Origin of the sequence: Burkholderia sp. LMG 13014 (genome assembly GCF_905232215.1) — a bacterium.
GTDB lineage: Bacteria > Pseudomonadota > Gammaproteobacteria > Burkholderiales > Burkholderiaceae > Burkholderia.
In genome coordinates this window covers 1-11,832 of record NZ_CAJNKE010000152.1, presented here as the reverse complement: position 1 = coordinate 11,832, position 11,832 = coordinate 1, and the positions used below count along the sequence as shown (strand labels likewise).

The following is an 11,832-nucleotide window of genomic DNA, read 5'->3' as shown; positions in this document are numbered from 1 at the left end:
GCCGCCACGCACGCTTACCATGGTCGCTTCGCGGTGCAGTACGACGACCGTCTCGGCAAGCAGCAGAACGTGTACGGCAACTTCGACTGGCAGGAGCATGGCGACGACGTGTCGCTCGAGCTGCGCAGCCCGCTCGGCCAGACGCTCGCGGTCGTGAAGTCGACGCCGCAAGCGGCGTCGCTCGAATTGCCGAACCGTCCGACGCAATATGCGCCGGACGTCGGCGACCTGATGCAGAAAACGCTCGGCTTCGAACTGCCGCTCGCGGGCCTGCGCTACTGGCTGCTGCCGACCGCCGCGCCCGCGACGCCCGCGGAGACGGTGCGCGATCCGGCCGACGGCACGCGCGTCAAGCAGATCCGCCAGGACGGCTGGACGATCGACTACCTCGCCTACGCGGATGCCCCGGCCACGGGCGTCAAACGCGTCAACCTCGTGCGCGCGACACCGCCGCTCGACATCAAGCTCGTGCTCGATCAGTGAGCACCCGCCTAGCCCAGACATACGCATGACCGATTCGACCCGCTCGCTGCGCAACTGCCTTGCGCCCGCGAAACTCAACCTGTTCCTGCACATCACCGGCCGCCGTCCGAACGGCTATCACGATCTGCAGAGCGTGTTCCAGCTGCTGAACTGGGGCGACACGCTGCACTTCACGCTGCGCGACGACGGTCGCGTCGCGCGCGTCACCGACGTGCCCGGCGTGCCCGAGGAAAGCGACCTCGTCGTGCGCGCAGCCAACCTGCTGAGAGCGCATACGGGCACCGCGCTCGGTGTCGACATCGAGATCGACAAGTGCCTGCCGATGGGAGCCGGCCTCGGCGGCGGCAGCTCCGACGCGGCGACGACGCTGCTCGCGCTGAACCGCCTGTGGCAACTCGACCTGCCGCGTGCCGAGCTCCAGTCGCTCGCGGTAAAACTCGGCGCAGACGTCCCGTTTTTTATTTTTGGAAAAAATGCGTTCGCAGAGGGTATCGGAGAAGAATTAGCTGAGGTACAATTGCCGACTCGCTGGTTCTTGGTTGTAACGCCTCGCGTTCACGTCCCAACCGCTGAAATATTTTCAGATAAGTTGTTGACAAGAGATTCGAAGCGCGTCACAATTACGGACTTTCTTGCACAGCAAAGCAGCGACGCGGGATGGCCAGATAGTTTCGGTCGGAACGATATGCAGCAAGTTGTGACAAGTAAGTACGCGGAAGTTGCGCAGGTGGTCAAATGGTTGTATGATGTGACCCCCGCGAGGATGACCGGCTCCGGAGCAAGCGTGTTTGCAGCGTTTCGCAGCAAGCATGAGGCAGAAGCGGCGCAAGCCAAGCTGCCCACCGGTTGGAATGGTGCAGTTGCCGAGAGTCTGAACGAGCATCCGCTCTTCGCTTTCGCGTCATGAAGTTTTACTTTGCCGGATGGCCTACACAAGTCCGGTGAAGTTATCAGTTGAGTGTAGGGGAGTCGCCAAGTTGGTCAAGGCACCGGATTTTGATTCCGGCATGCGAGGGTTCGAGTCCTTCCTCCCCTGCCAAAAATTTTTCCCGCATTTCCCGCCCAAGCCTGAAGCAGGTGCACGATGAGCAGCCACAGCCATGATGGCCTGATGGTCTTTACTGGCAACGCGAATCCCGCGCTCGCCCAGGAAGTCGTCAATATCCTTGGAATCCCCCTCGGCAAAGCAATGGTCAGCCGTTTCTCCGACGGCGAGATCCAGGTCGAGATCCAGGAAAACGTGCGCGGCAAGGACGTCTTCGTCCTGCAATCCACGTGCGCACCGACGAACGACAACCTGATGGAACTGATGATCATGGTCGATGCGCTCAAGCGCGCATCCGCCGGCCGGATCACTGCAGCCATCCCCTACTTCGGCTACGCCCGTCAGGATCGCCGCCCGCGTTCGGCGCGCGTCGCGATCTCGGCGAAGGTCATCGCGAACATGCTGGAAATCGCCGGCGTCGAGCGGATCATCACGATGGATCTGCACGCCGACCAGATTCAGGGCTTCTTCGACATCCCGGTCGACAACATCTACGCAACGCCGATCCTGCTGGGTGACCTGCGCAAGCAGAACTACTCGGATCTGCTCGTCGTGTCGCCGGACGTCGGCGGCGTGGTGCGTGCCCGGGCACTGGCAAAGCAGCTCAACTGCGATCTCGCGATCATCGACAAGCGTCGCCCGAAAGCGAACGTCTCCGAAGTGATGAACATCATCGGTGAAGTCGAAGGCCGCACCTGCGTGATCATGGACGACATGGTCGATACGGCAGGCACGCTCTGCAAGGCCGCGCAAGTGCTGAAGGAACGCGGCGCGAAGCAGGTATTCGCCTACGCGACGCACCCGGTGCTGTCGGGTGGCGCAGCCGATCGCATCGCCGCGTCGGCACTCGACGAACTGGTCGTCACCGACACGATCCCGCTGTCCGCCGAATCGCTGGGCTGCTCGAAGATCCGTGCACTGACGAGCGCGAGCCTGCTGGCCGAAACGTTCTCGCGGATCCGCCGCGGCGATTCGGTGATGTCGCTGTTCGCGGAATCCTGATCGCGAGTCGACTGAACAAAGCATGCGCAGAAAGCGAAGCGGCAACGCTTCGCTTTTTGCACAATCGGACGGGATAGACGAAACCCCGGCCGTTTCATCGGGGGCCGCTGTTTGACGGCCCCGTTTTACTGCCTGGTCGCGGGCAGCCATTGGAGAATTACATGAAAGTCGTCGCTTTCGAGCGCCAAGAGCAAGGTACGGGTGCGAGCCGCCGCCTGCGCAACGCTGGTAAGACCACGGGTATCGTTTACGGTGGCGAAGCAGCCCCGCAAAAGATCGAACTCGATCACAACGCCCTGTGGCACGCCCTGAAGAAGGAAGCATTCCACTCGTCGATCCTCGATCTCGAAGTGGCTGGCCAGTCGCAACAGGTTCTGCTGCGCGACGTGCAATACCACCCGTTCAAGCAACTGGTGCTGCACGTGGACTTCCAACGCGTTGACGCGAAGAAGAAGCTGCACACGAAGGCACCGCTGCACTTCCTGAACGCGGAAGTCAGCCCGGCCGTGAAGCTGTCGAGCGCGATCGTTTCGCACGTCGCGACGGAAATCGAAATCGAGTGCCTGCCGGCTGACCTGCCGGAGTTCCTCGAAGTCGACCTGTCGAAGATCGAAGCGGGTCAATCGCTGCACGCGAAGGACATCACGCTGCCGAAGGGCGTCGCGCTGGTCGCGCACGTCGACGCGGAAAACCCGGTTGTCGCATCGGCGACGGTCCCGGCTGGTGCCGTGTCGGACGCAGCAGAAGGCGAAACGCCGGCTGCCTAAGCGGGCTGCTTACGCGCCCCATCGATCCGTTTCACGAAACGGTCGACGCAACCCGCCGCGGCTTGCCCGGCGGGTTTTTCTTTTTCTGCGCCCAGGCGGCCGTTGCCGCCTTCGAAACGTCATGATCAAACTGATCGTCGGCCTCGGCAATCCCGGGGCGGAATACACCGCGACGCGCCACAACGCCGGCTTCTGGCTGATCGACCAGCTCGCCCGCGAAGCAGGCACGACGCTGCGCGACGAACGCCGCTTCCACGGCTTCTACGCGAAAGCGCGCCTGCACGGCGAGGAAGTCCACCTGCTCGAGCCGCAAACCTACATGAACCGCTCCGGCCAGTCGGTCGTCGCGCTCGCGCAATTCTTCAAGATCCTGCCCGACCAGATCCTCGTCGCGCACGACGAGCTCGACCTGCCGCCCGGCACCGTGAAACTGAAGCTCGGCGGCGGCAGCGGCGGCCACAACGGCCTGAAGGACATCACCGCGCACCTGTCGTCGCAGCAGTACTGGCGGCTGCGGATCGGCATCGGCCATCCGCGCGACCTGATTCCCGAAAGCGCGCGCGCGGGCGCGAAGCCCGACGTCGCGAACTTCGTGCTGAAGCCGCCGCGCCGCGAGGAACAGGACGTGATCGACGCGTCGATCGAACGCGCACTCGCGGTGATGCCGATGGTCGTCAAGGGCGAACTCGACCGCGCGACGATGCAGCTGCATCGCAACTGACCGCATCGCACCGCTCCGGTGCATCGAGCCGTCCGGCGTCACCGGGCGGCTCCGCCCGCCCCCACCCTGCGCGCACATGCGGTAATCTGGTCGCTTTGCCCGACAGGAGCCAAGCGGTGAGCCGTTACTGGAGCGACGTCGTTCAGCAACTCGTGCCTTACGTGCCGGGCGAGCAGCCCGCGCTCGCGCACCCCGTCAAGCTGAACACCAACGAGAATCCCTATCCGCCGTCGCCGCGCGTCGTCGCGGCGATCGCGCGCGAACTCGGCGAGACCGGCGACACGCTGCGCCGCTATCCCGACCCCGTTGCGCACGCGCTGCGCGAGACGGTCGCGGCGCATCACCGTATCAAGCCCGACCAGGTGTTCGTCGGCAACGGCTCCGACGAGGTGCTCGCGCACACGTTCCAGGCGCTGCTCAAGCACGACCGGCCGCTGCGCTTCCCCGACATCACGTACAGCTTCTATCCGACCTATGCGCGCCTGTACGGCGTCCAGACGTCGATCGTGCCGCTCGCGGACGACTTCTCGATCCGCGTCGACGACTATCTCGACGATGCCGGCGGCGTGCTGTTTCCGAATCCGAACGCGCCGACCGGGCGCGCGCTGCCGCTCGCGGACGTCGAACGGATCGCGGCCGCGAATCCATCGTCGGTCGTCGTGATCGACGAGGCGTATGTCGACTTCGGCGCGCAGTCCGCGATTACGTTGATCGACCGCCATCCGAACCTGCTCGTCGTGCACACGACGTCGAAGGCGCGCTCGCTCGCGGGCATGCGCGTCGGTTTCGCGTTCGGCGATGCCGCGCTGATCGACGCGCTGAACCGCGTGAAGGACAGCTTCAACTCGTACCCGCTCGACCGGCTCGCGCAAGTCGCCGCGCAGGCAGCATACGAAGACACCGATTATTTCAGCGCAACCTGCCGGCGCGTGATCGACAGCCGGACGCGGCTCACGCACGCGCTCGACACACTCGGCTTCGACATCGTGCCGTCCGCCGCGAATTTCGTGTTCGCACGCCATCCCGCGCACGACGCGGGCTCGATTGCGGCGAAACTGAAGGGACGGGAAATTTTCGTGCGGCACTTCCGGCTGCCGCGGATCGACCAGCACCTGCGCATCACCGTCGGCACCGACGCCGAATGCGATGCGCTCGTCGCGGCGTTGCGCGAGCTGCTGGCCTGACACGAAAGAACCGGCGCCAGGCGGCGCCGATCGGGATGCGTGACGTGCGTGCCGACGAACTCGAGCGCGCGCGTCACCTCCGGGTCACGACGCGTCGTCGCCCTTCCCGGCGGTCAACGCGTGATACTTCTCCATCAATTGCGCGTGCGATTCGTCATGTTGCGGATCGCGCGGAATACATTCGACCGGACACACCTGCTGGCACTGCGGTTCGTCGAAATGGCCGACGCACTCGGTGCACTTGTTCGGGTCGATCACGTAGATATCCGGGCCCATCGAAATCGCGCCGTTCGGGCACTCAGGCTCGCACACGTCGCAATTGATGCACTCGTCGGTAATCATCAAAGCCATACTGATCTCACTTCTTCAGGCCGGCGGCCGGCTTCCCAACGAAACCGGCCGGCGCCGCATTACGCGGCAGGGCCTCCCATCGCGGCGACTTTCTCGGTCAGCCACTTCTCGACGGACGGGAACACGAACTTGCTGACATCGCCGCCCAACTGCGCGATTTCGCGCACGATCGTCCCCGAGATGAACTGGTACTGATCGGACGGCGTCATGAACATCGTCTCGACGTCCGGCAGCAGGTAGCGGTTCATCCCCGCCATCTGGAACTCATATTCGAAATCGGACACGGCGCGCAGGCCGCGCACGATCACGCGCGCATTGTTGGTGCGGACGAAATCCTTCAGGAGGCCGGTGAAACTCATCACCTTCACGTTCGGATAATGGCCGAGCACCTCGTTCGCAATCGTCAGACGTTCTTCCAGCGAGAAGAACGGCTTTTTCGCGCGGCTGTCGGCAACACCGACCACCAGCGTATCAAAAATGCTCGACGCACGCCGCACGAGGTCCTCGTGCCCGCGCGTCAGCGGATCGAACGTACCGGGATACACGGCGACTACCATGTCGCTCCTCCTGTCATCACGCAAACGGGATGGCAGCCGTGCGATGCGCACGCCGCTGCCGAGATGGGCATGCGTCGCCTTTGCGGCGCGCCGCCTCGTATGGAACGCGCATTATTCATCATTTTCGCGCCGCAGCAAATGATAGTGAACCGCACCGGCCTTGCCGTGCTTCACGACCTGCCAGCCTGCGAGCGCTTCGTGCGCGGCCGGATCGAGCTCCGCCCCCGTCTCGACGTACAGCGCGCCGCCCGCCGCGACGAGCGGTGCCGCCAGCGCGATCGCGCGCTCGAGCACGGCCATGTCGTCGAACGGCGGATCGAGAAACACGACGTCGAACGCGCCCGGCGTGAGTCCGGCCGCGAGCCGCAACGCGTCCGCCTCCGCGACCTCGACCGCACGCGCGCCGAGCTTGTCCTTGATCGCACGCAGCTGTTGCGCGGCACGCGGATGGCGCTCGACCATCACGACGCTCGCCGCGCCGCGCGACGCGGCCTCGAAACCGAGCGCGCCGGTGCCCGCGAACAGGTCGAGGCAACGCCAGCCTTCGAGATCCTGGCCAAGCCAGTTGAACAGCGTCTCGCGCACGCGATCGGGCGTCGGCCGCAGGCCGTCGAGATCGAGCACGGCGAGCGGCGTGCGTTTCCAGTCACCGCCGATGATGCGGATCGTGTGCGGCTTGCCGCGGCCGGAAGGGGCCGCCGGGCGGCCGGGAGAGGAACGGGACATACGGAATATCGACGACGGAGGGACCGGGCGCGCAAGAGGGCGCACCGCTAAACAGGCGCACGTTACCACAGCGGCGATGCACACTGGCGCGAGCGCCCCGCCGCACTGATAAAATGCACGGTTTCGGCCGCCGTGCGCCGCGCCCGCGCGAACGCAGAACGGCCCGTCCGGTGCCCGCCCCTGGCGGCGGCCCGTCCTCTTCCCGACGTCAGACCATGTTCAGCTTCTTCAAACGATTCAAGAAAACGCAGGAGCCCGATCCGGCGGAATCGCAATCGGCCGACGCGCAGCCAACGGACGAACCGTCCGATGCGCCCGTGGTCGAGGCTCCGCCTGTGGCCGAAGTGCCGCGAGCGCCCGCGCAACCGGCCGCGCCGGCCGTCGTGATGACGGTCACGCCGACCAACGATGGCCGCGACGAAGTCGTCGAGACCGTCGAAATCGTTCCGCCGCCGCTGCAGGACGCCACCGCGAAGAAATCGTGGCTCGCGCGCCTGAAAACGGGGCTCGCCAAGACGGGCTCGAGCATCACCGGCGTGTTCGTCAACACGAAGATCGACGAGGATCTGTACGAGGAGCTCGAAACCGCGCTGCTGATGTCCGACGCGGGCGTCGACGCGACCGAGTACCTGCTCGGCGCGCTGCGCGAAAAGGTGCGCGCGGGCCGCCTGACCGATCCGCAGCAGGTGAAGGCCGCGCTGCACGACCTGCTCGTCGAGCTGCTCTCGCCGCTCGAGAAATCGCTGATGCTCGGCCGCGCGCAGCCGCTCGTGATGATGATCACCGGCGTGAACGGTGCGGGCAAGACGACCAGCATCGGCAAGCTCGCGAAGCATCTGCAGAGCTTCGACCAGTCGGTGCTGCTGGCCGCGGGCGACACGTTCCGCGCGGCCGCGCGCGAACAGCTGGCGGTCTGGGGCGAGCGCAACAACGTGACGGTCGTGCAGCAGGAAAGCGGCGATCCGGCCGCGGTGATCTTCGACGCGGTCAGCGCCGCGCGTGCGCGCAAGATCGACGTGATGATGGCCGACACGGCCGGCCGCCTGCCGACGCAGCTCCACCTGATGGAAGAGCTGAAGAAGGTAAAGCGCGTGATCTCGAAGGCGCACGACGGCGCACCGCACGAAGTGCTGCTGGTGATCGACGCGAACACCGGCCAGAACGCGCTCACGCAGGTCAAGGCATTCGACGACGCGCTCGGCCTCACCGGCCTGATCGTCACGAAGCTCGACGGCACCGCGAAGGGCGGGATTCTTGCTGCGATCGCGCGGCAGCGTCCGGTGCCCGTCTACTTCATCGGCGTCGGCGAGAAGGTCGAGGATCTGCAGCCGTTCAGCGCGGTCGAATTCGCGGACGCGCTGCTCGGCTGAACACCGCCGGCCCGCCTCGCACAGGGCGCCTTCGGGCGCCCTGTTTCATGCGCGCCGCGGGGGCGCGCTTCGCTCACTCGGCGTCAGGCTGCACGCCGGGCTCGGCGGCCTTGAACGCATCGAGCGTCGCCGCATGGTCGACGATCCGCTGGATCGTCGGATAGCGCGTCGTGTCGATCGAGAAGCGGTTCGCATTGAACACCTGCGGCACGAGGCACACGTCGGCGAGCGTCGGCGTGTCGCCGAAGCACAGCTTGCCGGTGCGCGGATCGCTCGCGAGACGCGTCTCGAGCGATTCGAAGCCCGCCTCGATCCAGTGCCGGTACCACGCGTTCTTCGCCTCCTCGGGCACCTGCAGCGTGTGCTTCAGGTACTTCAGCACGCGCAGGTTGTTGAGCGGATGGATTTCGCACGCGATCTGCAGCGCGACCGCACGCACATACGCGCGATCGACCGGCTGCTTCGGCAGCAGCGCCGGTTCCGGATGGGTTTCCTCGAGATATTCGATGATCGCGAGCGACTGCTGCAGCGTCGCGTCGCCGTCGGTCAGCGTCGGCACGACCGCGTCCGGATTCAGCGCGCGGTACGCGTCCTTCAGTTGCTCGCCGCCGTCGCGCAGCATGTGCACGGGCACATAGTCGAACGGCAGCTGCTTCAGGTTCAGGGCGATCCGCACGCGGTACGACGCGGAACTGCGGAAATAGCTGTAGAGCTTCATGGGATGTCTCTCGTAGTCGTATTCGGCCGGCAACGGCACGGGCGCGGCGCAGCCGGCGCGCGCACCGCCGGGAACCAGAGTGTAGCGCGCTGCGCTGCGCGGCCTCGCTTGGCGACAGCCTCACCCGTGCGATACTCGGGGCATTCCTCACCGTTCACAGCGCGGCCCGATGCCGGCCGCCCGCCCCACGCCCCGATGACCGCTTCCCACGATCCCGCTGCCGTTCCGTTCCCGTGCGCCCGCTTCATCAAGGAAATCGGCCGCGGCCCGCACGGCGCACGCGCACTGTCCGCCGAGGACACGTTCGAGCTTTATCGCGCGATGCTCGACGCGCGCGTGTCGGACGTCGAACTCGGCGCGATCCTGATCGCCTATCGGCTGAAGGGCGAATCCGCCGACGAGCTGGCTGCGATGCTCGCCGCCGCGCAGGCGTCGTTCGCGCCGGTGCACGTGCAGGACGCCGCGTTCCGCCCCGTGTCGATCCCGAGCTACAACGGCGCGCGCAAGCAGCCGAACCTCGTGCCGCTGCTCGCGCTGCTGCTCGCGCGCGAAGGCGTGCCGGTGCTCGTGCATGGCGTCGAGCAGGATCCAGGCCGTGTGACGAGCGCCGAGATCTTCTCGGCGCTGTCGCTCGCGCCGTCGACGTCGCACGATGCGATCGAGGACACGCTTGCCGAGCGCCGCGTCGCGTTCGCGTCGATCGAAGTATTGGCGCCGCGTATCGCGCATCTGCTGTCGATGCGCAGCGTGCTCGGCGTGCGCAACTCGACGCACACGCTCGTGAAGATCCTGCAGCCGTTCGCGCCGGCCGGCCTGCGGCTCGTCAACTACACGCACCCGCCGTACCGCGACAGCCTGGCTCAATTGTTCCGCGACCATCCGGACGCTGCGCTCGGCGGCGCGCTGCTGGCTCGCGGCACCGAGGGCGAAGCCGTTGCCGATACGCGACGCCAGGTGCAGGTCGACTGGCTGCACGACGGCGTATGCGACACGCTGATCGAGGCCGAGCGCTCGTCGACCGATGCGTCCCCCGTCGCGCTGCCCGAATCGCGCGATGCGGCCACGACGGCCGCGTGGACCGACGCCGTATTGCGCGGCGAAGTGCCGGTGCCCGACACGGTCGCCCGGCAGGTCGCGACGATCGTGCAGATCGCCCGTATCGCGCGCTGACGGCACGCTCGCGAACCGGCCCCGCTTGCAGGGCATTTGACACGCGAGCGCATCCTGGCATAGAGTTGCCGTCATGCGTTCCTTTCCGAACACCCTCCGAATTACCTCCGGCCGCCTAGCGCGGCCGCTATCGCTACGACTAGCCTAAGGCTTTCGTAGCGCCGTGTGCTGTCCGCACGGTCCCTCCGAGCAGTTCCTCGCAGTACCCCTCTCGCAGTTTTTACAACCCGAAGTCGTCAGCATTCGTCCGTCTATCCGTCGGCCGATTCGCGAAGATCATCCGCATCCGCAGCGCGCTTACGTGCCGCGGAGCGAGGCAGCGCCAACCGTCGCCCATGCCGCCCGTCTTCGCTCGCGACTTGAGACCCGAGGTCCAGAAGATGCAGCGCAATCCGCAAGACAAGTACCGCCCGTTCGAGCCCGTCCGCCTCAATGGCCGCAAATGGCCGTCGCGCACCATCGAGCGCGCGCCCGTCTGGATGAGCACCGACCTGCGCGACGGCAACCAGTCGCTGATCGAGCCGATGAGCATCGAGCAGAAGCTCGAATTCTTCGAGATGCTGGTTGCGATCGGGTTCAAGGAGATCGAAGTCGGTTTTCCGTCGGCGTCGCAAACCGACTTCGATTTCGTCCGCAAGCTGATCGACGACAAGCGGATTCCCGACGACGTGACGATCGAAGTGCTCGTGCAGGCGCGCGAAGACCTGATCGCCCGCACGTTCGACGCGCTCGAAGGCGTGCCGCGCGCGATCGTGCACCTGTACAACGCGGTCTGCCCGTCGTTCCGCCGCATCGTGTTCGGGATGTCGAAGGCCGACGTGAAGGCGCTCGCGATCGACGGCACGCGCATCATCAAGGAACACGCCGCCGCGCGCCCCGACACGCAGTGGACCTTCCAGTACTCGCCGGAAACCTTCAGCATGACCGAGCTGACGTTCGCGCGCGAGATCTGCGACGCGGTCGCGCAAACCTGGCGCCCGACCCGCGATCACAAGATGATCGTCAACCTGCCGGCCACCGTCGAAGCCGCGAGCCCGAACGTGTTCGCCGACCAGATCGAGTGGATGGACCGCAATCTCGCGTATCGCGACAGCATCGTGCTGTCCGTGCATCCGCACAACGACCGCGGCACCGCGGTCGCGGCGGCCGAACTCGCGCTGCTCGCGGGCGCCGACCGCATCGAGGGCTGCCTGTTCGGCAACGGCGAGCGCACCGGCAACGTCGATCTCGTCACGCTCGCGCTGAATCTCTACACGCAGGGCATCGATCCGGGCCTCGACTTCTCCGACATCGACGCCGTGCGCCGCGTCGTCGAACGCTGCAACCAGATTCCCGTGCATCCGCGCCATCCGTACGCAGGCGACCTCGTGTTCACCGCATTCTCGGGCTCGCACCAGGACGCGATCCGCAAGGGCTTCGCGCAGCAGCGCCCCGACGCGGCCTGGGAAGTGCCGTACCTGCCGATCGACCCGGCCGACCTCGGCCGCAGCTATGACGCGGTGATCCGCGTGAACAGCCAGTCCGGCAAGGGCGGCGCGACGTTCCTGCTCGAACGCGGGATGGGCTTCACGCCGACGCGCCGCGTGCAGATCGAATTCAGCCATGCGGTGCAGACGCTCGCCGACGCGTCCGGCGAGGAAGTGACGGGCGACGCGATCTGCGCGCTGTTCGCGAGCGAATTCTTCGACACCGACGGGCCGGCTGCGCGTCACGGCAGCGGCGCGCGCTGGCGGAACCG

The 11,832-nt window shown here is 66.0% G+C and carries 13 protein-coding genes and 1 tRNA gene; 10 read left to right on the top strand and 4 right to left on the bottom strand.

What is annotated here, in order from left to right; translation table 11 throughout:
* The 7 genes from lolB to hisC form a co-directional block, all read left to right on the top strand.
* Nucleotides 1–483, top strand: a 483-nt coding sequence (gene lolB, locus JYJ84_RS17020) for a lipoprotein insertase outer membrane protein LolB (protein ID WP_205189308.1), incomplete at its 5' end; no start/stop codon positions are given.
* Between the two features lie 25 nt (nt 484–508).
* Nucleotides 509–1,390: a 4-(cytidine 5'-diphospho)-2-C-methyl-D-erythritol kinase gene (gene ispE / locus JYJ84_RS17015; RefSeq protein WP_175221622.1), complete on the top strand. Its 882-nt coding sequence runs from the start codon at nt 509–511 to the stop codon at nt 1,388–1,390.
* 55 nt (nt 1,391–1,445) lie between these two features.
* A tRNA-Gln gene (locus JYJ84_RS17010) sits at nt 1,446–1,522 on the top strand.
* 45 nt (nt 1,523–1,567) lie between these two features.
* The gene (locus JYJ84_RS17005; protein WP_043187297.1) at nt 1,568–2,530 is read left to right on the top strand and encodes a ribose-phosphate pyrophosphokinase; all 963 of its coding nucleotides are present in this window, start codon (nt 1,568–1,570) and stop codon (nt 2,528–2,530) included.
* A 161-nt stretch (nt 2,531–2,691) separates the two neighbouring features.
* Nucleotides 2,692–3,297: a 50S ribosomal protein L25/general stress protein Ctc gene (locus JYJ84_RS17000; RefSeq protein ID WP_043187294.1), complete on the top strand. Its 606-nt coding sequence runs from the start codon at nt 2,692–2,694 to the stop codon at nt 3,295–3,297.
* A gap of 121 nt (nt 3,298–3,418) precedes the next feature.
* The gene (gene pth, locus JYJ84_RS16995; RefSeq protein ID WP_006477776.1) at nt 3,419–4,018 is read left to right on the top strand and encodes an aminoacyl-tRNA hydrolase; all 600 of its coding nucleotides are present in this window, start codon (nt 3,419–3,421) and stop codon (nt 4,016–4,018) included.
* A 116-nt stretch (nt 4,019–4,134) separates the two neighbouring features.
* Complete coding sequence (gene hisC / locus JYJ84_RS16990; protein ID WP_175221621.1) at nt 4,135–5,202, top strand: histidinol-phosphate transaminase; 1,068 nt, start codon at nt 4,135–4,137, stop codon at nt 5,200–5,202.
* An 84-nt stretch (nt 5,203–5,286) separates the two neighbouring features.
* On the opposite strand, the gene JYJ84_RS16985 is transcribed toward hisC, so the two are convergent.
* The 3 genes from JYJ84_RS16985 to rsmD all read right to left on the bottom strand — a co-directional run bounded on the left by JYJ84_RS16985 (nt 5,287) and on the right by rsmD (nt 6,836).
* Nucleotides 5,287–5,553, bottom strand: a complete 267-nt coding sequence (locus JYJ84_RS16985; RefSeq protein WP_122946306.1) for a YfhL family 4Fe-4S dicluster ferredoxin — start codon at nt 5,551–5,553, stop codon at nt 5,287–5,289.
* Nucleotides 5,554–5,612: 59 nt separating this feature from the next.
* A complete protein-coding gene (gene coaD, locus JYJ84_RS16980; protein ID WP_031403077.1) occupies nt 5,613–6,110 on the bottom strand; it encodes a pantetheine-phosphate adenylyltransferase in 498 nt (165 codons plus the stop codon).
* 111 nt (nt 6,111–6,221) lie between these two features.
* Entirely contained in the window at nt 6,222–6,836 is a 615-nt protein-coding gene (gene rsmD / locus JYJ84_RS16975; protein ID WP_174955671.1) for a 16S rRNA (guanine(966)-N(2))-methyltransferase RsmD, read from the bottom strand.
* Nucleotides 6,837–7,051: 215 nt separating this feature from the next.
* Here rsmD and ftsY point away from each other — a divergent pair, with 215 nt between their 5' ends.
* Nucleotides 7,052–8,206 carry a signal recognition particle-docking protein FtsY gene (gene ftsY, locus JYJ84_RS16970; protein WP_175221620.1) on the top strand — a complete coding sequence of 385 codons (1,155 nt, stop codon included), beginning with the start codon at nt 7,052–7,054 and terminating at the stop codon, nt 8,204–8,206.
* 73 nt (nt 8,207–8,279) lie between these two features.
* Here ftsY and maiA read toward each other — a convergent pair whose 3' ends face one another.
* Complete coding sequence (gene maiA, locus JYJ84_RS16965) at nt 8,280–8,924, bottom strand: maleylacetoacetate isomerase (RefSeq protein WP_174955673.1); 645 nt, start codon at nt 8,922–8,924, stop codon at nt 8,280–8,282.
* A 195-nt stretch (nt 8,925–9,119) separates the two neighbouring features.
* On the opposite strand from maiA, the gene ybiB reads away from it, so the two are divergent.
* Nucleotides 9,120–10,094, top strand: coding sequence for a DNA-binding protein YbiB (gene ybiB, locus JYJ84_RS16960; RefSeq protein ID WP_122946310.1), 975 nt, complete (start codon nt 9,120–9,122; stop codon nt 10,092–10,094).
* A gap of 380 nt (nt 10,095–10,474) precedes the next feature.
* A partial coding sequence (leuA, locus tag JYJ84_RS16955; protein WP_205189306.1) for a 2-isopropylmalate synthase occupies nt 10,475–11,832 on the top strand: 1,358 nt, incomplete at its 3' end.